A 20,978-nucleotide genomic window follows, 5' to 3' on the forward strand; every position below is an offset into this window, starting at 1 on the left:
GCTTACTTACCAGCCTTTCCGACCTTGCGGCGGATGACTTCGCCCTCGTACTTGACGCCCTTGGCCTTGTACGGGTCGGGCTTCCGCAGCTTGCGGATGTTCGCGGCGACCTCGCCGACCTTCTGCTTGTCGATGCCCTCGACCGAGAACTTGGTCGGCGTCTCGACCTTGAAGGAGATGCCCTCGGGCGCCTCCACCAGGATCGAGTGGCTGTAGCCGAGCTGGAACTCCAGGTTGGAGCCCTTCGCGGCGACGCGGTAACCGACACCGCTGATCTCGAGCTTCTTCACGTAACCCGTGGTCACGCCGGTGATCATGTTGGCCACCAGCGTGCGGGACAGGCCGTGCAGGGCCTTGTTCTGACGCTCATCGTTCGGACGGGTGACGTTCAGAACGTCGCCCTCGCCCTTGACGATCTCGATCGGCGCGGCGACGGTGTGGATCAGGGTGCCCTTGGAACCCTTCACCGTGACCGTGCGGCCCTCGATGGTGACGTCCACGCCGGCGGGAACCGTGATGGGGAGCTTGCCGATACGCGACATTGGCTTTTCCTCCGTTCCCGACTACCAGACGTAGGCGAGGACTTCCCCACCCACGCCCTTCTTCTGAGCCTGCTGGCCGGTCAGGAGGCCGTGGGACGTGGAGATGATCGCCACGCCGAGACCGCCGAGAACCTTCGGCAGGTTGGTGGACTTCGCGTAAACCCGGAGGCCCGGCTTCGAGATCCGCTTGATGCCCGCGATGGAGCGCTCACGGTTCGGACCGAACTTGAGGTCGACGACGAGGTTCTTGCCGACCTCGGCGTCCTCGACCTTCCAGCCGGTGATGAAGCCCTCCTGCTGGAGGATTTCCGCGATGTGGGACTTGATCTTGCTGTGCGGCATCGTCACGGAGTCGTGGTACGCCGAGTTCGCGTTACGCAGACGCGTGAGCATGTCTGCGATCGGATCAGTCATGGTCATGAATTGGCCTTCGGCCTCTCTCGCCGGGGTTTCCTGGTGCACCATCCCTCTCCCCGATCCGAGACGGGGCGGGTGCGGTGCGGGGGACCTACGGCGTAGTAAGTCGTACGGGCGGCGGACGCCCAACCCCACAAGCCTACGGCATGTGAGGAAGGGCCTCCGCCGGCCCCTATGCCTACCGAGAGATCCGGGTAACCCCTACGCCCAAAGGGCAGTAGGTGCTTACCAGGAGCTCTTGGTCACGCCCGGCAGCTCGCCACGGTGAGCCATCTCACGAAGGCACACGCGGCAGAGGCCGAACTTGCGGTACACGGAGTGGGGGCGACCGCAGCGCTGGCAGCGGGTGTACGCACGCACACCGAACTTGGGCTTGCGGGCAGCCTTCGCGATGAGAGCCTTCTTCGCCATCTCGCTTACGCCTCCTTGAACGGGAAGCCGAGGTGACGCAGAAGGGCACGGCCCTCTTCGTCGTTGGTCGCCGTGGTGACCACGGTGATGTCCATACCCCGGACGCGGTCGATCTTGTCCTGGTCGATCTCGTGGAACATGACCTGCTCCGTGAGACCGAAGGTGTAGTTGCCACGGCCGTCGAACTGCTTGGGGGACAGACCACGGAAGTCGCGGATGCGCGGCAGCGCGAGCGACAGGGTGCGGTCCAGGAACTCCCACATGCGGTCGCCACGGAGCGTGACGTGGGCACCGATCGGCTGACCCTCACGCAGCTTGAACTGCGCGATGGACTTGCGGGCCTTGGTGATGGCCGGCTTCTGACCGGTGATCGTGGTCAGGTCACGGACGGCACCGTCCATGAGCTTCGAGTCCCGGGCGGCGTCGCCGACACCCATGTTGACCACGATCTTGACGAGGCCGGGGATCTGCATGACGTTCTCGTACTTGAACTCGTCACGCAGCTTGCCCGCGATCTCCTCGCGGTACTTCGTCTTGAGACGCGGAGTGGTGGTGGTAGCCATCAGATGTCCTCACCCGTCCGCTTGGCAACGCGAACCTTGTTGCCCTCGTCGTCGAAGCGGTAACCGACACGCGTGACGACCTTCTTGCCGTCCTTCTCCACGACGAGCTGAACGTTGCTCACGTGGATCGGGGCCTCGGTGGTCACGATGCCGCCGGCCTGCGAGGGACCGGCCTTCGTGTGCTTCTTGACCCGGTTGACACCCTCGACCAGGACACGCTCGTCGCGCGGGAAAGCGGCAATGACCTTGCCCTGCTTGCCCTTGTCCTTGCCGGTGATGACCTGGACCAGGTCGCCCTTCTTGATCTTCATGCTTACAGCACCTCCGGCGCGAGCGAGATGATCTTCATGAACTTCTTCTCGCGCAGCTCACGGCCGACCGGGCCGAAGATGCGGGTGCCGCGAGGGTCGCCGTCGTTCTTGAGAATGACAGCGGCGTTCTCGTCAAAGCGGATGTACGAGCCGTCCTGGCGGCGGCGCTCCTTGACGGTGCGAACGATGACCGCCTTGACGACGTCACCCTTCTTCACGTTGCCACCGGGGATCGCGTCCTTGACGGTGGCGACGATGACGTCACCGATGCCCGCGTAGCGGCGGCCCGAGCCACCGAGAACACGGATGCAAAGGATCTCCTTGGCACCAGTGTTGTCGGCGACGCGAAGCCGCGACTCCTGCTGGATCACGTCTATCTCCTGATTTGTCTGCCGGTTCCCGGCCGGGGCTTCACGAGGAGGCCCCGGCCGAGCCTGGCGGAACTGTTCCTAGGGGGTCCCCCTAGGAGGGATTACTTGGCCTTCTCGAGGATCTCGACGATGCGCCAGCGCTTCGTGGCGGACAGCGGCCGGGTCTCCATGATGAGGACACGGTCGCCGACACCCGCGGCGTTCTGCTCGTCGTGCGCCTTGAGCTTGTTCGTACGGCGGATGACCTTGCCGTACAGGGCGTGCTTCACGCGGTCCTCGACGGCGACGACGACGGTCTTGTCCATCTTGTCGCTGACGACCAGACCCTCACGGGTCTTGCGGAAACCGCGCTCGGTCTTGTTCTCAGTCACGTTGCTCTCGCTCATCAGGCGTTCTCCACCGTCTCGATGCCGAGCTCACGCTCGCGCATGAGGGTGTAGATCCGGGCGATGTCCTTACGGACCGCCTTCAGACGGCCGTGGTTCTCGAGCTGGCCCGTCGCCGCCTGGAAGCGGAGGTTGAACAGCTCTTCCTTGGCCTCGCGGAGCTTCGCAACAAGCTCCTCGTTGCCCAGCTCGCGCAGCTCGGACGCCTTGGTACCGGCCGACATCACGCTTCACCTGCCTCGCGCTTGACGATCCGGCACTTCATCGGCAGCTTGTGGGCCGCGCGAGTCAGAGCCTCACGTGCGATCTTCTCGTTCGGGAAGGACAGCTCGAACATCACCCGACCGGGCTTGACGTTCGCGATCCACCACTCCGGGGAACCCTTACCGGAACCCATGCGGGTCTCGGCCGGCTTCTTGGTGAGGGGACGGTCCGGGTAGATGTTGATCCAGACCTTGCCGCCACGCTTGATGTGGCGGGTCATCGCGATACGAGCGGCCTCGATCTGGCGGTTGGTCACGTAGGCCGGGGTGAGGGCCTGAATGCCGTACTCGCCGAACGCAACCTGCGTGCCACCCTTGGACATACCGCTGCGCTTCGGGTGGTGCTGCTTGCGGTGCTTGACCCTACGGGGGATCAGCATTTCGGTCAGGCCTCCGTTCCGGTGCTCTCAGCAGCCGGAGCGGCGGGAGCGTCGGCCTTGGGGGCCTCGGCAGCCTGAGCCTGCTGCGGCTTGCGACCGCGACCGCCACGCTCGCCACCGCGGCCACCGCGGCCGGCCGGACGGTCAGCGCCGCCACGGGCCGGGCGGTTGCCCGCACGGGCAGCAGCGTTCTCGGCGCGGACCTCGGCGATGTTCTTGACGTCGCCCTTGTAGATCCAGACCTTCACGCCGATGCGGCCGAAGGTCGTCTTGGCCTCGAAGAAGCCGTACTCGACGTTCGCGCGCAGCGTGTGCAGCGGCACACGACCCTCGCGGTAGAACTCCGAGCGGGACATCTCGGCGCCGCCGAGACGGCCGCCACACTGGATCTTGATGCCCTTGGCGCCGGCCTTCATGGCGGACTGCATGCTCTTGCGCATGGCCCGACGGAAGGAGACGCGGGAGGACAGCTGCTCGGCCACGGCCTGGGCCACGAGCTGAGCGTCGACCTCGGGGTTCTTGACCTCGAGGATGTTCAGCTGGACCTGCTTGCCGGTCAGCTTCTCCAGCTGGCCACGGATCTTGTCGGCCTCGGCGCCGCGGCGGCCGATGACGATGCCCGGGCGAGCGGTGTGGATGTCCACGCGGACACGGTCACGGGTGCGCTCGATCTCAACCTTCGAGATGCCGGCGCGCTCCATGCCGGACGTCAGCATCCGACGGATGGCGACGTCTTCCTTGACGTAGTCCTTGTACAGCTTGTCGGCGTACCAACGCGACTTGAAGTCGGTGGTGATGCCGAGCCGGAACCCGTGCGGGTTTACCTTCTGGCCCATTACCGGGTTCCTTCCTTGCTGCTGACGACCACGGTGATGTGGCTGGTCCGCTTGCGGATCCGGTAGGCACGGCCCTGGGCACGCGGACGGAACCGCTTCAGGGTCGGGCCCTCGTCGACGTACGCCTCGCTGATGACCAGCGAGGAGGCGTCCGTGTGGTCGTAGTTGTGCGCGGCGTTGGCAATGGCGCTGTCGAGCACCTTGCCGACCGGCACAGAGGCTGCCTGCGGAGCGAATCGCAGAACAGCCTGAGCCTCCGTGGCGTCCATGCCACGGATCAGGTCCACCACGCGGCGGGCCTTCATGGGCGTGACGCGGATGTACCGCGCCTGGGCCCTGGCTTCCATGGTTGTCCCTCTCAGTTACTTACGTGTCTGAATGCGATCCGCTACTAGCGGCGCTTCGACTTCCGGTCTTCCTTGACGTGACCCCGGAAGGTGCGCGTCGGCGAGAACTCGCCGAGCTTGTGACCAACCATCGACTCGGTGACGAACACCGGGATGTGGGTCTTGCCGTTGTGCACCGCGAGCGTGTGGCCGAGCATGGCCGGCACGATCATGGAGCGACGGGACCAGGTCTTGATGACGTTCTTGGTGCCGGCTTCGTTCTGGGCGTCCACCTTCTTGATGAGGTGGTCGTCGACGAAGGGCCCCTTCTTGAGACTGCGCGGCATCTAAACCCGCTCCTAGCGCTTCTTGTTCGTCTTGCGGCGGCGGACGATGTACTTGTCGCTGGCCTTGTTACGGTCGCGAGTACGCATTTCCTTCTTGCCCCACGGGGAGACCGGGTGGCGACCACCGCTGGTCTTGCCCTCGCCACCACCGTGCGGGTGGTCGACCGGGTTCATCGCGACACCACGGACGGTCGGGCGAACGCCCTTCCACCGCATACGGCCGGCCTTGCCCCAGTTGATGTTCGACTGCTCGGCGTTGCCGACCTCACCGACGGTCGCGCGGCAGCGCGCGTCGACCAGGCGGATCTCACCGGAAGGCATACGAAGGTGGGCCATCGTGCCCTCCTTCGCGAGCAGCTGCACCGAGGCACCCGCGGAACGGGCGAACTTGGCGCCACCGCCGGGACGGAGCTCGATCGCGTGGATCGTGGTACCGACCGGGATGTTGCGGAGCGCGAGGTTGTTGCCCGGCTTGATGTCGGCGCCAGGGCCGTTCTCAATCCGGTCGCCCTGCTGCAGACCGCGCGGCGCGATGATGTAGCGCTTCTCGCCGTCGGCGTAGTGCAGCAGCGCGATGCGCGCGGTGCGGTTGGGGTCGTACTCGATGTGCGCGACCTTGGCCGGCACGCCGTCCTTGTCGTGACGACGGAAGTCGATCACGCGGTAGGCGCGCTTGTGGCCACCGCCCTGGTGACGGACGGTCACACGACCGGTGTTGTTACGGCCGCCCTTGCTGTGCAGGGGGCGGACCAGCGACTTCTCCGGCGTGGACCGCGTGATCTCGACGAAGTCGGCTACGGAGGAGCCACGACGGCCCGGCGTAGTCGGCTTGTACTTGCGGATTCCCATTTCTCAGTCCTCGTCCGATTCCGGACGATCCAGACCGCCCTTAGGCGGTCGGACCGCCGAAGATGTCGATACGGTTGCCCTCGGCGAGGGTCACGATGGCGCGCTTGGTGTCCTTGCGCTTGCCGAAACCGGTCTTGGTGCGCTTGCGCTTGCCCTGACGGTTGATCGTGTTGACCCCGGTGACCTTGACCGAGAAGACCGCCTCGACGGCCTGCTTGATCTGGGTCTTGTTGGCGCCGGGCGCGACGATGAACGTGTACTTGTTCTCGTCGAGCAGCGCGTAGCTCTTCTCGGAGACAACCGGCTTGACGAGGACGTCGCGCGGGTCCGTGAAGGTCTTGCTGGTGATCGTGGCCTCGGACATCAGGCCTCGCTCCCTTCGGTCTCAACGGCCTTGGGGCCAGACACGAAGGACTCGAGGGCGGCCTGGGTGAAGACCACGTCGTCGGATCGCATCACGTCGTACGTGTTCAGCTGGCCCGGCTCCAGGATGTGCACCTGGGGCAGGTTGCGGGCGGACAGCCACGCGGCCTCGTCGGAGCGCTCGGCGACCAGGAGCACGTTCTTGCGCTCCGAGATCTTGCCGAACAGCGTCTTGGCGGCCTTGGTGGAGATGCCACCCTCGACCACGCCGGTGACGACGTGGATGCGGGAGTGGGTCGCCCGGTCGGAGAGGGCGCCACGCAGAGCGGCGGCCTTCATCTTCTTCGGGGTCCGCTGCGAGTAGTCACGCGGCACGGGACCGTGCACGACGCCACCACCGGCGAACTGCGGGGCGCGGGTCGAACCCTGACGGGCGCGGCCGGTGCCCTTCTGGCGGTACGGCTTGCGGCCACCACCGCGGACCTCGCCACGCGACTTGACCTTGTGCGTGCCCTGACGGGCGGCGGCCAGCTGCGCGACGACGACCTGGTGGATCAGCGGGATGCTGACCTTGGCCTCGAAGATCTCGGCCGGGAGCTCGACGGTCCCGGTCTTGTCGCCGGAGGGCGACAGAATGTCAATGGTGCTCATATCCTCAGGCCCCCTTGGCCGCGGTGCGGACCAGGACGAGGCCGCCGTTCGGACCAGGAACCGCACCCTTGATCAGGAGCAGGCCCTTCTCCGCGTCAACGGCGTGAACGGTCAGGTTCTGGGTGGTCACGCGCTCGTTGCCCATGCGGCCGGCCATGCGCATGCCCTTGAAGACGCGGCCCGGGGTGGCGCAGCCACCGATCGAACCGGGCTTGCGGTGCACGCGGTGGGCACCGTGGGAGGCCTTGCCACCACGGAAGTTGTGGCGCTTCATGACACCGGCGAAGCCCTTGCCCTTGCTCTTGCCGGTCACGTCGACCTTGATGCCGGCCTCGAACACCTCAGCGGTGATCTCCTGGCCGAGGGTGTACTCGCTGGCGTCAGCGGTACGGATCTCGACGAGGTGGCGACGGGGGGTGACGTCGGCCTTCGCGAAGTGGCCCTTGAGGGGCTTGTTCACCTTGCGCGGGTCGATCTCGCCGAACGCGATCTGGACGGACTCGTAGCCGTCGACGTCGTTCGTACGGACCTGGGTCACAACGTTCGGACCGGCCTTGACGACGGTCACGGGAACAACGCGGTTGTTCTCGTCCCAGACCTGCGTCATGCCGAGCTTCTCGCCCAGGATGCCCTTGATCTGCTTAGCCATTCTCAGATCACCGGCCTTCAGAGCTTGATCTCGATGTCGACACCGGCCGGGAGGTCGAGTCGCATCAGGGAGTCAACGGTCTTCGGCGTCGGGTCGAGAATGTCGATCAGGCGCTTGTGCGTGCGCATCTCGAAGTGCTCGCGCGAGTCCTTGTACTTGTGCGGCGACTTGATGACGCAGTACACGTTCTTCTCAGTGGGCAGCGGCACCGGGCCCGCGACCGACGCACCAGTACGGGTCACCGTCTCGACGATCTTCTTCGCCGAGGAGTCGATGACCTCGTGGTCGTAGGCCTTGAGCCGGATGCGGATCTTCTGTCCCGCCATGGCTACTCAGTAGTCCTTTGTCTCGTTTAACGCTCTGGAACCCGGGGGATCTGAAGACCCCTCCTCCGACCCACGCGGTCGGGCGTGTCGCACTCCCTCTACGAAGAAGTCCCGAAGGATTTCCCAACCAAGGGGGTACGGGCCCATGACCCGCGGACCGGGGGCGGACACCCACCGGGCGCCTGGTCGGCACCCCGCTGACGCTTCCCGAAAGATTCCCGTACGTCCGCTCCTGACAAGGAGCGACGAGTACTGTGGGACTCGCTTCCGGTCCTCCCGGCGGGAGGCGCGCAGCATCGGCACTCAACCGAGCAACCCCGACAGTCTGCCATACAGGGCCTCGCCCCCGCCAATCGGGGCGAAGACTGTACCCCACGTCACCCAGGGGTACACACGGCCACGCACTGCGGCGAAAAGCAGGTGCCGGGCGGACAGGGAACGGGTTTCCTGGGCCGCGTCCGTGATCATCACCCCCGGGAGACGCCATGGCCCCGCCGATGACCCTGTCCGCGATCACCCTCGACTGCGCCGACCCCATGGCGCTGATGGCGTTCTACCGGGACGCCACCGGGCTGCCGCCGCACCCCGAGTCGGACGACGAGTTCGCCGGGCTCGGCGGCTTCGGGAAGCTCTTCCTCGGCTTCCAGCGCGTCGACGGATACCGGCCCCCCACCTGGCCCGACCAGCTCGTCCCCCAGCAGCTGCACATCTGCTGGGAGGCCGACGACCTGGACGCCGCGGAGACCCGGCTCCTGGAGCTGGGCGCGGGCAGGCCGGACCACCAGCCCGAACCGGACCGCTGGCGCGTCCTGACGGACCCGGCCGGGCATCCGTTCTGCCTGGTGCCCCGGCCCTGAGGGGCCCACGCTGGTGGTGAGGCAGGGCAGGTGTTCGGCGTGCGCACCAGTGACGAGATCTACCACCGGGTGGTGTGGGACCCGCGGTTCGATCCCGGGCGGTTCGTCATGGGGATCGCGGAGCGGGGGGCCGGGCCCGTACGGGTCGCGCTGGAGGACTTCGTACCCGGCGGGGAGATTCCCTGGCACCGGGTGGTGTTCTTCGAGGCGGACGGGCGGGTCGTCTGGGACCGGGCCTCCGGCGTCGACCGGCTCGGCGAGGCGGTCGACGGACTCGTGGGGCCGGATCCCGACCCCGACCTCCTCGCCGTCCCGCCGGTCGGCCGCACCGCCGTCGCCTGGCTGCCGCCCGAGGAGCTGTGGCCGCCGATCCAGCACATCCGCCGGACCCACGACCGGCAGATCCGGCGCTGGCCGCCGCATGTGAACGTGCTCTTCGGCTTCGTGCCGGAGGGGCAGTTCGGCCGGGCGCTGCCGCTGGTCGCGGCCGCCGTCGCGGAGACCCCGCCGTTCACCGCCCGCCTGGCCGGCGTCCACTGGTTCGGGCACCGCGAGGACGCCACCGTCTGGCTGGACCCGGCCGCCGCCGGCCCCGAGCCCTGGGCCCGGCTGCGGGACTCCCTCGAGCTGCGCTTCCCGCTGTGCGGCGGCAGCTCGCACGGCTTCACACCGCATCTCTCGCTGGGCCGCGCCCCGGACCCGCACCCGCTGGTCCGCGAGGCCGAGGCGCTGCTCGCGCCGATGACGGCCCGGGTCGCCGAACTGGTGCTGCTCGCCCGCCGCGGCGACGAGCCGATGCAGGTCAGGGCGAGCGTGGCGCTCGGCACGGGAGACGTACGCCACGCCGCGAAACCCGCCCCTCCGGGCAACCCTGCGCCGCCCACGGCCGTCTAGTCAGTCGCGGCAGCGGGCCACGACCGGGCCCTGCCGCAACCACCGAGGTCATTCAGTACGCAGTACGGGGGGCAGCACGCGCCGGACCGCTGCGGGGGAAGCGGACGGAGCAGCCCAGTGCGCGCAGGCATACCCGAGCACATATCCGGCCCGGAGCGCGGGCCGGAGCCGGCCCGCGCGGGAGCCCCCGCCGCCCTGCGCCGCCGCGGCGTCCTCGCCTCCGCCGCCGCCCTCTCGCTGGCCGCGGCCGGCGCGCTCACCGGGTGCTCGGTGCCCGCGCCCCCGCGGCGCAAGGCCCGCGCGGCCGATCCCGCACCCGGCCTTGCCATCGCCGGGGCGCGCCGCGCGCAGCTGATGCAGATCGCCGCGCATCCGGACGACGACCTGTACTTCATGAACCCCGACGGACAGCGCATGCTCGACGCGGGCGTGCCCCTGGTCTGCGTGTACGTCACCGCGGGCGAGCACGACGGGAAGAACCACGTCCCCGGGCAGGGGCGCACCGACACGCCCGCCGACCGGCCCGCGTACTCCTCCGCCCGCCACCAGGGACTGCGCCAGTCCTACGCCGAGGCCATCGGGCTCGGCCGGTTCACGGCCTGGCAGAAGAGCGTGGTCGCGCTCCGCGGCGGCCGCACCGCCGAGGTCAACCGGCTCGCCAACGGGGCCCGCCGGGTCGAGCTGGTCTTCCTCAACCTGCCCATGCACACGCCCCGCCGCTGGATGGCGCTGCCCGCGCTGTGGAGCGACCGCGCGCTGGAGCTGCGTACCGTCATCTCCGCCGACTCCCCCGTCGCCAAGTCCTCGACCTACGACTTCGACCAGCTCGTCGACGTGCTCGCCGGGCTGATGGAGACGTACCGGCCGACCGTGATCCACACCCTGGACCCGGATCCGGACATGCAGCACAGCGACGAGAAGAAGCGGAAGTTCGACAGCGAGCAGCCCGGCTACTCCGACCACGGCGACCACACCGCCGTCGCCTCCTTCAGCTGGGCCGCGATGATCCGCCGGGTCGCCGAGGCCAGCGAGGCCGGCGGCGTGGTCCCGGCCTTCGCCGCGACCGCGTTCCGCGGGTACTACAACCGGCACTGGCCCAAGAACCTCCCCTCCGCGGTGCTCAAGGAGAAGGCCGCCCATCTCGTCCCGTACGGCGGCGACGCCTCCTGGCAGTGCGGCAACGCCTCCGGCTGCGGCGACTACAGCGTGGGCGGCGACCGGCCGCTGAAGAACGTCAAGGGGTGGGTCCGGGCGACCCACCACCGCCACCCCGACCAGGGGCCGGTCGTCGTCACCGGCAAGGACGGGCGGCTCACCGCGTACGGCGTGCTCGGGCTGCGCGCGGTGCGCTGGCGCGAGACCGCGCCGGGCAGCGGGCTGTGGGCCGAACCGGAGGACCTCGGCGGCGGGCCGCTCGCCCCCGCCCTGGGGTCGGCGACGCTCGCGGACGGCCGCCTGCTGCTGTTCGCGCTGCGGTTCTCCGCCCTCGGCGGGCACGGCGGCCCCAACCACCGTGAGCTGGTCGTCCTGGAGCAGCGCTCCCCCGGCGGCCCGTTCCTCGCCTGGAAGGGCCTCGACGGCCCGGAGCGCGGCGACGACCGCGGCCGCCGTATCGGCGTCCCGGTCACGGTCGCCGCGCCGGACGGCCGCGTCCACCTCTTCGTGCGCAACGCCGACAAGGGCGTGTCCACGCGGGTCCGGCGGGCCGACGGCTCCTGGGAGCGCTGGCGGGTGCTGCCCGGCGACGCGGAGGTCCAGGACGGGCTGCAGGCCCTCGTGGACGCGCGAGGGCGGGTGCACCTGTTCGCCGCGGGGCGCGCCGAGATACGGCACTGGGTGGACGGGCGCGAGGACAAGGCGCTGCCCGTGGCCGGCGATCCGGTGGCCGCCGTCGCCACGGCCGCCGCCGTGGACGTGTACTTCCGGGGCCCGGCCGCCGCGCAGCTGCTGAGGACGCCGGCCGCCGGCGGGACACCGCGCAGCGCCGCCTTCAACGGGTACGGCGCGGTCGCCGCGGCCGCAGACGCCGGCGGGACCGTGCTGCTCGGGCGGGATCTGCGCGGCCGGCTCCAGCTGCGCCGCGGCGACGCGCTGCACACCCGTACGCAGGGCGTCGTCCCGGTCGGCAACGCGGCCCTGCGCCTGACCTCCCGCGGGGCGCTCGCGGTCGGCCTCGGGGCGGACGCGCACCCCTGGACCTGGCGGCCGGAGCACCCCACCACGGGCTGACCTCGGCGGCCGGCGCGACCGCAGCCGCTGCGGCGGCGCGGCGGCCGGTGCCGGACAACGCGAAGGGCCCCGCACCTCTCGGTGCGGGGCCCTTGCGTAGGAGCTCAGCGAGCTACCAGGTCACACCACGAATTACTTCGTGATGGAGACGACCTGGCCGGCGCCGACGGTCCGGCCACCCTCACGGATGGCGAACTTGAGGCCCTCCTCCATGGCGATGGGCTGGATCAGCTCAACGCTCATGGCGGTGTTGTCGCCCGGCATGACCATCTCGGTGCCCTCGGGGAGGGTCACGACGCCGGTCACGTCCGTGGTACGGAAGTAGAACTGCGGGCGGTAGTTGTTGAAGAACGGGGTGTGACGGCCACCCTCGTCCTTCGACAGGATGTAGGCCTGGGCCTCGAAGTTGGTGTGCGGCGTGACCGAGCCCGGCTTGATGATGACCTGGCCGCGCTCGACGTCCTCGCGCTTGATGCCACGGAGGAGCAGACCGACGTTCTCACCGGCCTGGCCCTCGTCGAGCAGCTTGCGGAACATCTCGATGCCGGTGACCGTGGTGGTGGTCTTCTCGGTCTTGATGCCGATGATGTCGACGGTCTCGTTGACCTTCAGGACACCACGCTCGATACGGCCGGTGACGACCGTGCCGCGACCGGTGATCGTGAAGACGTCCTCGATCGGCATGAGGAACGGCTTGTCGACGTCGCGCTCCGGCTGCGGGATGGCCTCGTCGACGGCGTTCATCAGGTTGAGGACCGACTCGGCCCACTCCGGGTCGCCCTCGAGCGCCTTCAGAGCGGAGACCTTGACGACCGGCAGGTCGTCGCCCGGGAACTCGTACTCGGAGAGGAGCTCACGGACCTCGAGCTCGACGAGCTCCAGGATCTCCTCGTCGTCCACCATGTCGGCCTTGTTCAGGGCGACGACGATGTACGGAACGCCGACCTGGCGGGCCAGGAGCACGTGCTCCTTGGTCTGCGGCATCGGGCCGTCGGTGGCGGCGACCACGAGGATGGCGCCGTCCATCTGCGCGGCACCGGTGATCATGTTCTTGATGTAGTCCGCGTGACCCGGGCAGTCGACGTGCGCGTAGTGACGCGACTCCGTCTGGTACTCGACGTGCGCGATGGAGATCGTGATACCGCGCTGACGCTCCTCAGGAGCCTTGTCGATCTGGTCGAAGGCCGAGGCCTCGTTCAGGTCCGGGTACTTGTCGTGCAGCACCTTGGTAATGGCGGCCGTGAGGGTCGTCTTACCGTGGTCGATGTGACCGATGGTGCCGATGTTGACGTGCGGCTTAGTCCGCTCGAACTTCGCCTTCGCCACTGGGGTCCTCCTGGGGAGTGGTTCTGTACGCCTTACTCATCGGCGCCAGGTGATCTTTGCTGGGATGCCGGCCGCCGGGGTCCGGTGCTCCGGGTTCGGGGTCGTCACCCCGGCGGTCGGGTCAAGCCTAAAGCGTGGAACGCAGTGCGTTACTCGCCCTTGGCCTTCGCGATGATCTCCTCGGCGACGTTCCGCGGAACCTCGGCGTAGGAGTCGAACTGCATCGAGTAGCTTGCGCGACCCGAGGTCTTGCTGCGGAGGTCTCCGACGTAGCCGAACATCTCCGACAGGGGCACGAGGCCCTTCACGATGCGGGCACCGTGACGCTCCTCCATGGCCTGGATCTGGCCACGGCGGGAGTTGATGTCGCCGATGACCTCACCCATGTAGTCCTCGGGCGTGGTGACCTCGACGGCCATCATCGGCTCGAGGAGCACGGGCGAAGCCTTGCGCGCGGCCTCCTTGAAGGCCTGCGAGCCGGCGATCTTGAAGGCGAGCTCGGAGGAGTCGACCTCGTGGTACGCACCGTCGTGAAGGATCACGCGGACGCCGGTCATCTCGTAACCGGCGAGGATGCCGAACTGCATGGCCTCCTGCGCGCCCGCGTCGACCGAAGGGATGTACTCCTTCGGGATGCGGCCACCGGTGACCTTGTTCACGAACTCGTACGAGGACTCGCCGCCCTCGATCGGCTCGATGCCGATCTGGACCTTGGCGAACTGACCCGTACCACCGGTCTGCTTCTTGTGCGTGAAGTCCACGCGCTCGACGGCCTTGCGGATCGTCTCGCGGTAGGCGACCTGCGGCTTGCCGACGTTGGCCTCGACCTTGAACTCACGGCGCATACGGTCGACCAGCACCTCGAGGTGCAGCTCGCCCATGCCGCCGATGATGGTCTGGCCGGTCTCCTCGTCCGAGTGGACCTGGAAGGAGGGGTCCTCCTCCGCGAGACGCTGGATGGCGACACCCAGCTTCTCCTGGTCGCCCTTGGACTTCGGCTCGATGGCGACCTGGATGACCGGGGCCGGGAAGTCCATGGACTCCAGGATCACCGGGTTCTTGTCGTCACAGAGCGTCTCACCGGTGGTGGTCTGCTTGAGACCCATCACGGCGATGATGTCGCCGGCGCCCACCGCGTCGATCTCCTCACGCTTGTTCGCGTGCATGCGGTAGATCTTGCCGATGCGCTCCTTCTTGCCCTTCACGGAGTTCAGGACAGAAGAACCGGACTCGAGGCGGCCGGAGTACACGCGGACGAAGGTGAGCTTGCCCAGGTGCGGGTCGCTCATGATCTTGAACGCGAGGGCCGACAGCGGCTCGTCCTCGGACGGCTTGCGCTTGACGACGACCTCGGGGTCCTTCACGTCGTGGCCTTCGATGGCCTCGACGTCGAGGGGCGAGGGGAGGTAGCGCACGACCGCGTCGAGCAGGGGCTGGACGCCCTTGTTCTTGAACGCGGTGCCACAGAACACCGGGGTGACCGTGGTGTCCGCGGACTTGCCGGAAGCGATCGTGATGCGGCGCACGGCCGCGTACAGCTGCTCCTCGGTGGGCTCGACGCCCTCGAGGAAGAGCTCCATGATCTCTTCGTCGTTCTCGGCGACGGCCTCGACGAGCTTGCCGCGGTACTCCTCGGCCAGCTCGGCGTGGGAGGCCGGGATGTCGACGACGTCGTACATCTCGCCCTTGGTGGCCTCGGCGGACCACACGAGGGCCTTCATGCGGACGAGGTCGACGACGCCCTGGAAGTCGGCCTCGGCACCGATCGGGAGCTGCATGACGATCGGCGTCGCACCCAGGCGGTCGCTGATCATCTCCACGCAGCGGAAGAACTCGGCGCCGGTGCGGTCGAGCTTGTTGACGAAGCAGATACGCGGAACGCCGTAACGGTCCGCCTGCCGCCACACGGTCTCGGACTGCGGCTCGACGCCCGCCACGCCGTCGAACACGGTGACAGCACCGTCGAGCACGCGCAGCGAACGCTCCACCTCGACGGTGAAGTCGACGTGGCCCGGCGTGTCGATGATGTTGATCGTGTGGTCGACGTCCTCGAGCGGCCAGTGGCAGGTCGTCGCGGCGGACGTGATCGTGATGCCGCGCTCCTGCTCCTGCTCCATCCAGTCCATCGTGGCAGCGCCGTCGTGGACTTCACCGATCTTGTACGAGACACCGGTGTAGAACAGGATCCGCTCGGTGGTGGTCGTCTTGCCCGCGTCGATGTGAGCCATGATGCCGATGTTGCGCACCTTGGCAAGGTCAAGCGAAGTGGTAGCCATATCGGCTCAGTCTTCTCTCGGTCTCGATGTGGGTTGCGACTACCAGCGGTAGTGCGCGAAGGCCTTGTTGGACTCGGCCATCTTGTGCGTGTCCTCACGCTTCTTGACCGAAGCGCCGAGGCCGTTCGAGGCGTCCAGCAGCTCGTTCATGAGGCGCTCGGTCATGGTCTTCTCGCGACGGGCGCGGGAGTAGCCGACCAGCCAGCGCAGCGCGAGGGTGGAGGCGCGACCGGGCTTGACCTCGATCGGCACCTGGTAGGTGGCGCCACCGACACGGCGGGACTTGACCTCGAGAGACGGCTTGACGTTCTCGAGGGCGCGCTTCAGCGTGATGACCGGGTCCTGGCCGGTCTTGTCGCGAAGACCTTCCATGGCGCCGTACACGATCCGCTCGGCAGTGGAACGCTTGCCGTTGAGCAGGATCTTGTTGATCAGCGAGGTGACAAGAGGAGAACCGTAGACCGGGTCGATGATGACCGGGCGCTTCGGGGCGGGGCCCTTACGAGGCATTCTTACTTCTCCTTCTTGGCGCCGTAGCGGCTGCGGGCCTGCTTGCGGTTCTTGACGCCCTGGGTGTCAAGGGAGCCGCGGATGATCTTGTAGCGAACACCCGGCAGGTCCTTCACACGGCCACCACGCACGAGCACGATGGAGTGCTCCTGCAGGTTGTGTCCCTCACCCGGGATGTAGGCCGTGACCTCGATACCCGAGGTCAGACGCACACGCGCGACCTTACGGAGGGCCGAGTTCGGCTTCTTCGGGGTGGTCGTGAACACACGCGTGCAGACGCCGCGACGCTGGGGCGAACCCTCGAGGGCGGGCGTCTTGTTCTTCTCGACCTTGTCCTGCCGGCCCTTCCGGACCAGCTGCTGGATCGTAGGCACTACTTCTCCGGTTTCTGTGTGCCGTATAAAGCTAACCTGGAACGTTGCCGACCCACGCGGTCGGGTGTGTCGAACCCGTCGGATCTTCACCGAGAACGGAGAAGGCGCGGATTGCGGTGGCCGTAGATCGGGCTCCGTGCGGCAGATGACACGCACAAGAGCCCAGGCACACCCCAGGCACAAGGTCTGAGCGTACCTAGCGCATGGACTGCGGTCAAAACAAATGACCACGCACCGGGGCGAGCGGTCGCCGCTGCGTCAAGGGGTCTCGCCGTCGGGAGCGCGCCGGGGCCGCCGGGGGGCGTCGAGCCGCGGAATCGTGGGGACCTTGGAACTGCGGCTCTTGGGGGCGAAAGCGGGGCGCGCGGGAGGTAACGCCGCGCCGCCGGAGGGCTCGTCCCGGCCCGCCGGTTCGGGCGCCTCCGGTTCGGGCTCCGCGGGCCGCGGTGGCCGGTCGGGGCGCGCCGGGCGGCGGCCCCGGGGGAAGGGGATCACCGCGCCCTGTCCGGGGGTGCGGTCGGACGGCCGCTCCGTACGGGCCGCCTCCTCGGCGGCGAAGTGGGCGGCCGCGTCGCGCCAGCCGTGGGCGTACGCGGCGAACTCGCGGCGTTCGAGCTCCTCGCGGAGCAGGATCGCGACGTCCTCGGGCGCCCGGCCGTCGAGCAGCCCGCCGAGAAGGGCGAGCAGGCCCGCGAGGTCGCCGGGGGGCGACGGGGGCGTGTCGGCGGGACGGGGAGGCCGGGGGCGGTCGCCGGCGTCGCGGGGAGGGCGGGGGGCGTCGTCGCCCTTGCGGGGAGGCCGGGGGCGGTCGCTGCTGTCGCGGGGAGGCCGGGAGCGGTCAGCGGTGTCGCGGGGAGGCCGGGGGCGGTCCTCGGCGTCGTCGTGGGAAGGCCGGGAGCGCTCGTCGCCGCTCTCGGCCATCCGCCCTTCTCTCTCGCGTCCCATCGCTGGCCACCCCCGCCATGGCTCGACGGCACACTCCCGCGACGCCTCCGTCGCCGGAGGGCCCGTGAGTGTGCGGTACGTGAGGGGGGCACGGCCTGCGTGGTCTTTGGGGGGACAGGCCGAGACAGCTTACTGGGGGCGGATTTCCGGGGGCGAAGGGGACGCGAGGGTCGCAAGGCGGACGCGGGCCCCGCCGGGCCGGGCGTTCAGTCCTGGGCGGCGGGTCTGCGGCGGGCCGGGGCCTCGGGCAGGAACTGGCCGGCGACCTTGATGAACAGCTCCCACTGGTCGGCCGGGACGCCGAGCCCCTCGGCGGCCTCCTCCAGGGTCAGCCGGCGCGCTCCGGCGCCCGACGGCGCGCCCTCGGCGGCCTCCGGCAGCGGAAGGTCGTCCTCGGTGAGCCGGCCCGAGCGGATCAGCATGTCGCGGACCGGTACGTCGAGGACGTGGGCGAGGCGCCGGGTGGTCTCCAGGTCCGGCATGCTCTGCCGCTGCAGGAGCCGGGTGATGGCGGCGCGGTGGACGCCTGCCTCGTCGGCGAGGCGGGACTTCCCGCCGCCGCGCGGGCTGTCGATGTCGAACCCGCGCCGACGGATCAGGTCCTCGATCCAGGTGGCGAACTGGTCCAGATCACTGGCGTTCATGGTGATGTGTCGCCTCCCTCCGAAGCGGCGGCCAGCTTATCGCGCTTGCGCGCAAGGAATTACGTGCTCCTGCGCGCGCACGGTGAAGACTTCGGGCAGACCCTGCGGGAAGTTTGTTGCGAGCGAGCACGCAACGTGGAAGTGTGCGGATACGCAACAGTCCCTTCCGTGCCGCACGGTCGGCCGAGACAGGAGTGCCGTATGCCCGCCGCACCAGTCCCGCCGTTGTCCGAGGTCCTGGAGTTCCTCGGCTGGCGGGCCGCCGCCGCGTGTCTCGGCCTGCCCCCGCAGGTCGTCTTCGCCCGCCGCGAGTCCGAGGCCCTGCCTGCGCTGATGGCCTGCCGGCGGTGCCCCGTGGCCCGCCGCTGCGAGGAGACCGTGGCCCCGGCGGAGAGCTGGTTCGACGGCGTCAGCGGCGGCCGGCTGTGGCGCAACGGCCGCCCGGCCACGGGCCGGGGGCAGCACCGGGACGCCGGGTGACGCGAGCGTTGCGGCCGCGCACGCTGCGGGCTGGAGGGCCTCCTCCCTCGCCGCAGACGGCCGGACACGTCCGACGTATGCCGCCTACGCCCGACTGCCCGATACACCAGCCCGTGCGCCGTATGCGCCCCCGCCCCGCGCCCGCGCCCGGCCCCGGAACGCACGGCTACGCACCCGTACCACCGCCTTGGGGAGGCACCATGGTCACGCCCGCACCCATCCCTCCGACGGCTCGGTCCCACTCCGGACGCGACGTCCGGGACGCCGCGCTCTGGATCGAGGCGCTGCTGAAGCAGTTCCCCGAACTGCTGGACGAACTGGCCCCCGGCCGCCGCTCCGCCGCCGCCTCGCCCGCCACCGCCTCCCCCGCCCCCTCCGCCGAGGCCGCGCGGCGGCAGCGGGACGAACACCGGGACGAGCGCCGGGACGCGCTGCTCATGGAGCAGCGGCACGGTCTCGCGGTCCCCGGCCACTCCGCGGCACCGCTGCGGCTGCACGTCTCCGACGCCGTACGGGACATCACTGACGGTGTCGTCGAACTGGACGAGGCCGTGCACGACCGGCTCGGGCTCGGCCGCCCGCGGCACGCCCGGGTGCCCCAGCGGCTGGTCCGCCTCGCCGGGCTCCTGGACGGGGTCGCCGGGGACCCGGTGCTCGCCGCCCACGTACGGGACGAGGCGCGCCGGATGGCGCGGCGGTGCGCCCGGATCCTCGGCGACCCGGAGTCGATGGTCCGGGTGCGCGGGCGCTGCCCGTGGTGCGACTCGGTGTCGCTGCGGGCCTTCCCGGCGCGCCGGGCGGTGCTGTGCGTGAACCCGGCCTGCCGCTGCGGCGACGCGGAGTGCGACTGCGCCGCGGACCCGGCGTACCGGCACGTCTGGCACGAGGCGGAGTGGGCGGAGCTGACGGGCGCGGCGGGGGCGGAGCGCACCGAGATCGACGCCGCGATGGACGAGACCGCCGACGCCCGCACCGCGGAGGTGGGCCGGTGATCGCCGCCGACACGCTGATCAACGGCGAGCTGGCCGCGAGCGAGGCCGGCGTCGTGCCCGCCACGATCCGCAAGTGGGTCCAGCTCGGCCACCTCGCCCCGGCGGGCCGCCGGGGCCGGGCCCTGCTCTACCGGCTCGAGGACGTCTTCGCCGCGGAGCGCGCGGCCCGGCGCCGGCCGGGCGAGGACAACGGACGCGGGATGACGCCCGCGGGATGACGCGACGGCAGGAGAGGCGGGCCCCCCCCCCGGGGGGGCCGCGCGTTAGCGGACGCCGGCCCCCGGCCCCCGCCCGGGGCCGCCCCCCCCCCCACCCCCCCCCCGCCCCCCGCGCCCCCCCCCACCCGCGGGACCCCCCCCGGGGGCCCCCCCCCGGGGGCGCCCGCCTCTTTCGCGTACGCGCGCGCCTGCCCCGTACGCGGGCCCGCCCCTCCCCGTACGCGCACGCCTCCCCCTTCGCCCGCCCATACCGGCGTCACGCATCGGGGTCGTCCTCCGGGCGGATGGGCAGCACCTGGGCGTCCCCGGGGCCGGCCTCCGGCCGGGCCGCGCCCGTGTGGCGGACGGCCTCCTGCCAGCCGGCGCCGAAGCCCCGGATCTCCGCCTCCACGGCGATCCGCGCCCCCGCCTTGCCCACCACGGCGACGAGCGCCCGCGCGACCTCGGCGGTGTACGCCCCGGACTCCCCCGCCTCCGCGGCCACCTCGACGACCGCCGCGACCACGTCGGTCAGCCGTTCCTGCGCACTGCCGGCACCGCTGACCACCTGCACCTGCCGTTCCGCGTCCGTCGCACAACGGGCCGCCATCCACCTCACCGACCTTTTCGAATTTCTGTTCGAAGTTCGAAGTCCCGAGAGTAACGCCCCGCACGCACACGACACCACTCTGAACACACCCCACTCAGCGCGACCGCGCGCGAACTAGTTGCGCGCTCGCACGATCTCAATCACAATGGATGCAGCGGCGGAGCTGTGCCCCCATCCCTCCCGGGCACCGCTCCGCCGCCGTCGTCCGCCCCCGCACGAACAGGAGTGATGCCCCGCATGACCACGCCTCCGAGCACGTTCCCCGATGTGGAGGCCATCGTCGTGGACCTCCTCGACGACCGGCCGGAGCTGGCGGGCGCGATCGTGGACGAGACCCCGCCGGCCGGTTTCGACGGCACCCAGCGGGCCGTGATCGTCTCCCGCCGCGGCGGCGCCTGGATCGACGACCTCCATCTCGACCAGCCGCTGATCGAACTCGAGGTCTACGGCCCCGACAAGCCGTCCGCCCACACCCTGGCCAACGCGGCCCGGTCCGTACTGCTGCGCGCCGCCGGCACGGTCTTCGGCGACACCGTCATCACCGACGTCACCGAGGCCGACGGCCCGCGCTGGCTCCCCGACTACGTCTACACCGCGGCCAACCGCTACCTCGTCGTCCTGCGGCTCTCGCTGCACACCGCCTGACGCCCCGC

The 20,978-nt window shown here is 69.6% G+C and carries 31 protein-coding genes; 7 read left to right on the forward strand and 24 right to left on the reverse strand.

What is annotated here, in order from left to right; genetic code table 11:
- Positions 1 to 2: 2 nt before the first annotated feature.
- The 17 genes from rplF to rpsJ form a co-directional block, all read right to left on the reverse strand.
- Positions 3 to 542, reverse strand: coding sequence for a 50S ribosomal protein L6 (rplF, locus tag ACGFMM_RS13010; protein WP_393645938.1), 540 nt, complete (start codon positions 540 to 542; stop codon positions 3 to 5).
- Positions 543 to 563: 21 nt separating this feature from the next.
- Positions 564 to 962 (reverse strand): 30S ribosomal protein S8, encoded by a 399-nt coding sequence (gene rpsH / locus ACGFMM_RS13015; RefSeq protein ID WP_393645940.1) that lies wholly within the window; start codon positions 960 to 962, stop codon positions 564 to 566.
- A gap of 222 nt (positions 963 to 1,184) precedes the next feature.
- Positions 1,185 to 1,370: a type Z 30S ribosomal protein S14 gene (locus tag ACGFMM_RS13020; RefSeq protein WP_003956452.1), complete on the reverse strand. Its 186-nt coding sequence runs from the start codon at positions 1,368 to 1,370 to the stop codon at positions 1,185 to 1,187.
- A 5-nt stretch (positions 1,371 to 1,375) separates the two neighbouring features.
- Entirely contained in the window at positions 1,376 to 1,933 is a 558-nt protein-coding gene (gene rplE, locus ACGFMM_RS13025) for a 50S ribosomal protein L5 (RefSeq protein ID WP_393645942.1), read from the reverse strand.
- The gene (rplX, locus tag ACGFMM_RS13030; protein WP_393645944.1) at positions 1,933 to 2,244 is read right to left on the reverse strand and encodes a 50S ribosomal protein L24; all 312 of its coding nucleotides are present in this window, start codon (positions 2,242 to 2,244) and stop codon (positions 1,933 to 1,935) included. The genes rplE and rplX overlap by 1 nt, the downstream gene beginning before the upstream one ends.
- A 2-nt stretch (positions 2,245 to 2,246) precedes the next feature.
- Positions 2,247 to 2,615 (reverse strand): 50S ribosomal protein L14, encoded by a 369-nt coding sequence (rplN, locus tag ACGFMM_RS13035; RefSeq protein ID WP_003956455.1) that lies wholly within the window; start codon positions 2,613 to 2,615, stop codon positions 2,247 to 2,249.
- A 101-nt stretch (positions 2,616 to 2,716) separates the two neighbouring features.
- Positions 2,717 to 3,001, reverse strand: coding sequence for a 30S ribosomal protein S17 (gene rpsQ, locus ACGFMM_RS13040; RefSeq protein ID WP_318103813.1), 285 nt, complete (start codon positions 2,999 to 3,001; stop codon positions 2,717 to 2,719).
- On the reverse strand, positions 3,001 to 3,225 hold the full coding sequence (gene rpmC / locus ACGFMM_RS13045) for a 50S ribosomal protein L29 (protein WP_030759371.1): 225 nt from the start codon (positions 3,223 to 3,225) through the stop codon (positions 3,001 to 3,003). Before rpmC ends, rpsQ begins: the two co-directional genes overlap by 1 nt.
- Positions 3,225 to 3,644 (reverse strand): 50S ribosomal protein L16, encoded by a 420-nt coding sequence (gene rplP, locus ACGFMM_RS13050; RefSeq protein ID WP_393645947.1) that lies wholly within the window; start codon positions 3,642 to 3,644, stop codon positions 3,225 to 3,227. Before rplP ends, rpmC begins: the two co-directional genes overlap by 1 nt.
- 5 nt (positions 3,645 to 3,649) lie before the next feature.
- On the reverse strand, positions 3,650 to 4,480 hold the full coding sequence (gene rpsC, locus ACGFMM_RS13055) for a 30S ribosomal protein S3 (RefSeq protein ID WP_393645949.1): 831 nt from the start codon (positions 4,478 to 4,480) through the stop codon (positions 3,650 to 3,652).
- On the reverse strand, positions 4,480 to 4,827 hold the full coding sequence (rplV, locus tag ACGFMM_RS13060; protein WP_004571827.1) for a 50S ribosomal protein L22: 348 nt from the start codon (positions 4,825 to 4,827) through the stop codon (positions 4,480 to 4,482). Before rplV ends, rpsC begins: the two co-directional genes overlap by 1 nt.
- A 44-nt stretch (positions 4,828 to 4,871) precedes the next feature.
- Positions 4,872 to 5,153 (reverse strand): 30S ribosomal protein S19, encoded by a 282-nt coding sequence (gene rpsS, locus ACGFMM_RS13065; protein WP_023547380.1) that lies wholly within the window; start codon positions 5,151 to 5,153, stop codon positions 4,872 to 4,874.
- Between the two features lie 12 nt (positions 5,154 to 5,165).
- Positions 5,166 to 6,002 carry a 50S ribosomal protein L2 gene (rplB, locus tag ACGFMM_RS13070; protein WP_393645951.1) on the reverse strand — a complete coding sequence of 279 codons (837 nt, stop codon included), beginning with the start codon at positions 6,000 to 6,002 and terminating at the stop codon, positions 5,166 to 5,168.
- Between the two features lie 40 nt (positions 6,003 to 6,042).
- Positions 6,043 to 6,366, reverse strand: a complete 324-nt coding sequence (rplW, locus tag ACGFMM_RS13075) for a 50S ribosomal protein L23 (protein WP_393645953.1) — start codon at positions 6,364 to 6,366, stop codon at positions 6,043 to 6,045.
- Positions 6,366 to 7,016, reverse strand: coding sequence for a 50S ribosomal protein L4 (rplD, locus tag ACGFMM_RS13080; protein ID WP_393645955.1), 651 nt, complete (start codon positions 7,014 to 7,016; stop codon positions 6,366 to 6,368). Before rplD ends, rplW begins: the two co-directional genes overlap by 1 nt.
- Positions 7,017 to 7,020: 4 nt before the next feature.
- On the reverse strand, positions 7,021 to 7,665 hold the full coding sequence (gene rplC, locus ACGFMM_RS13085) for a 50S ribosomal protein L3 (RefSeq protein WP_393645957.1): 645 nt from the start codon (positions 7,663 to 7,665) through the stop codon (positions 7,021 to 7,023).
- A gap of 17 nt (positions 7,666 to 7,682) precedes the next feature.
- Positions 7,683 to 7,991 carry a 30S ribosomal protein S10 gene (gene rpsJ, locus ACGFMM_RS13090; protein ID WP_003948644.1) on the reverse strand — a complete coding sequence of 103 codons (309 nt, stop codon included), beginning with the start codon at positions 7,989 to 7,991 and terminating at the stop codon, positions 7,683 to 7,685.
- Between the two features lie 485 nt (positions 7,992 to 8,476).
- On the opposite strand from rpsJ, the gene ACGFMM_RS13095 reads away from it, so the two are divergent.
- The 3 genes from ACGFMM_RS13095 to ACGFMM_RS13105 all read left to right on the forward strand — a co-directional run bounded on the left by ACGFMM_RS13095 (position 8,477) and on the right by ACGFMM_RS13105 (position 11,971).
- A complete protein-coding gene (locus ACGFMM_RS13095; RefSeq protein WP_393645959.1) occupies positions 8,477 to 8,848 on the forward strand; it encodes a VOC family protein in 372 nt (123 codons plus the stop codon).
- A gap of 39 nt (positions 8,849 to 8,887) precedes the next feature.
- On the forward strand, positions 8,888 to 9,742 hold the full coding sequence (locus ACGFMM_RS13100; protein ID WP_393645960.1) for an RNA repair domain-containing protein: 855 nt from the start codon (positions 8,888 to 8,890) through the stop codon (positions 9,740 to 9,742).
- 195 nt (positions 9,743 to 9,937) lie between these two features.
- Entirely contained in the window at positions 9,938 to 11,971 is a 2,034-nt protein-coding gene (locus tag ACGFMM_RS13105; RefSeq protein WP_393646305.1) for a PIG-L family deacetylase, read from the forward strand.
- 132 nt (positions 11,972 to 12,103) lie between these two features.
- On the opposite strand, the gene tuf is transcribed toward ACGFMM_RS13105, so the two are convergent.
- The 6 genes from tuf to ACGFMM_RS13135 all read right to left on the reverse strand — a co-directional run bounded on the left by tuf (position 12,104) and on the right by ACGFMM_RS13135 (position 18,046).
- A complete protein-coding gene (gene tuf, locus ACGFMM_RS13110) occupies positions 12,104 to 13,297 on the reverse strand; it encodes an elongation factor Tu (protein WP_393645962.1) in 1,194 nt (397 codons plus the stop codon).
- 149 nt (positions 13,298 to 13,446) lie between these two features.
- Entirely contained in the window at positions 13,447 to 15,573 is a 2,127-nt protein-coding gene (gene fusA, locus ACGFMM_RS13115; RefSeq protein ID WP_393645964.1) for an elongation factor G, read from the reverse strand.
- Between the two features lie 39 nt (positions 15,574 to 15,612).
- Positions 15,613 to 16,083 (reverse strand): 30S ribosomal protein S7, encoded by a 471-nt coding sequence (gene rpsG, locus ACGFMM_RS13120; RefSeq protein WP_393645965.1) that lies wholly within the window; start codon positions 16,081 to 16,083, stop codon positions 15,613 to 15,615.
- Positions 16,084 to 16,085: 2 nt separating this feature from the next.
- Positions 16,086 to 16,457 carry a 30S ribosomal protein S12 gene (rpsL, locus tag ACGFMM_RS13125; protein ID WP_003948652.1) on the reverse strand — a complete coding sequence of 124 codons (372 nt, stop codon included), beginning with the start codon at positions 16,455 to 16,457 and terminating at the stop codon, positions 16,086 to 16,088.
- Between the two features lie 258 nt (positions 16,458 to 16,715).
- The gene (locus tag ACGFMM_RS13130) at positions 16,716 to 17,402 is read right to left on the reverse strand and encodes a hypothetical protein (RefSeq protein ID WP_393645967.1); all 687 of its coding nucleotides are present in this window, start codon (positions 17,400 to 17,402) and stop codon (positions 16,716 to 16,718) included.
- Positions 17,403 to 17,608: 206 nt separating this feature from the next.
- Positions 17,609 to 18,046 (reverse strand): helix-turn-helix domain-containing protein, encoded by a 438-nt coding sequence (locus tag ACGFMM_RS13135; protein ID WP_393645968.1) that lies wholly within the window; start codon positions 18,044 to 18,046, stop codon positions 17,609 to 17,611.
- Positions 18,047 to 18,247: 201 nt separating this feature from the next.
- Here ACGFMM_RS13135 and ACGFMM_RS13140 point away from each other — a divergent pair, with 201 nt between their 5' ends.
- From ACGFMM_RS13140 to ACGFMM_RS13150, 3 genes are all read left to right on the forward strand, one after another.
- Complete coding sequence (locus ACGFMM_RS13140) at positions 18,248 to 18,526, forward strand: WhiB family transcriptional regulator (protein WP_393645969.1); 279 nt, start codon at positions 18,248 to 18,250, stop codon at positions 18,524 to 18,526.
- Between the two features lie 200 nt (positions 18,527 to 18,726).
- Entirely contained in the window at positions 18,727 to 19,518 is a 792-nt protein-coding gene (locus ACGFMM_RS13145) for a hypothetical protein (RefSeq protein WP_393645971.1), read from the forward strand.
- A complete protein-coding gene (locus ACGFMM_RS13150) occupies positions 19,515 to 19,736 on the forward strand; it encodes a hypothetical protein (protein ID WP_393645972.1) in 222 nt (73 codons plus the stop codon). The genes ACGFMM_RS13145 and ACGFMM_RS13150 overlap by 4 nt, the downstream gene beginning before the upstream one ends.
- 256 nt (positions 19,737 to 19,992) lie before the next feature.
- Here ACGFMM_RS13150 and ACGFMM_RS13155 read toward each other — a convergent pair whose 3' ends face one another.
- Complete coding sequence (locus ACGFMM_RS13155; RefSeq protein ID WP_393645974.1) at positions 19,993 to 20,325, reverse strand: hypothetical protein; 333 nt, start codon at positions 20,323 to 20,325, stop codon at positions 19,993 to 19,995.
- A gap of 237 nt (positions 20,326 to 20,562) precedes the next feature.
- Here ACGFMM_RS13155 and ACGFMM_RS13160 point away from each other — a divergent pair, with 237 nt between their 5' ends.
- Complete coding sequence (locus ACGFMM_RS13160; RefSeq protein WP_393645976.1) at positions 20,563 to 20,970, forward strand: hypothetical protein; 408 nt, start codon at positions 20,563 to 20,565, stop codon at positions 20,968 to 20,970.
- Positions 20,971 to 20,978 lie beyond the last annotated feature (8 nt).

Origin of the sequence: Streptomyces sp. NPDC048604 (genome assembly GCF_043199435.1) — a bacterium.
Classification (GTDB): Bacteria; Actinomycetota; Actinomycetes; order Streptomycetales; family Streptomycetaceae; genus Streptomyces.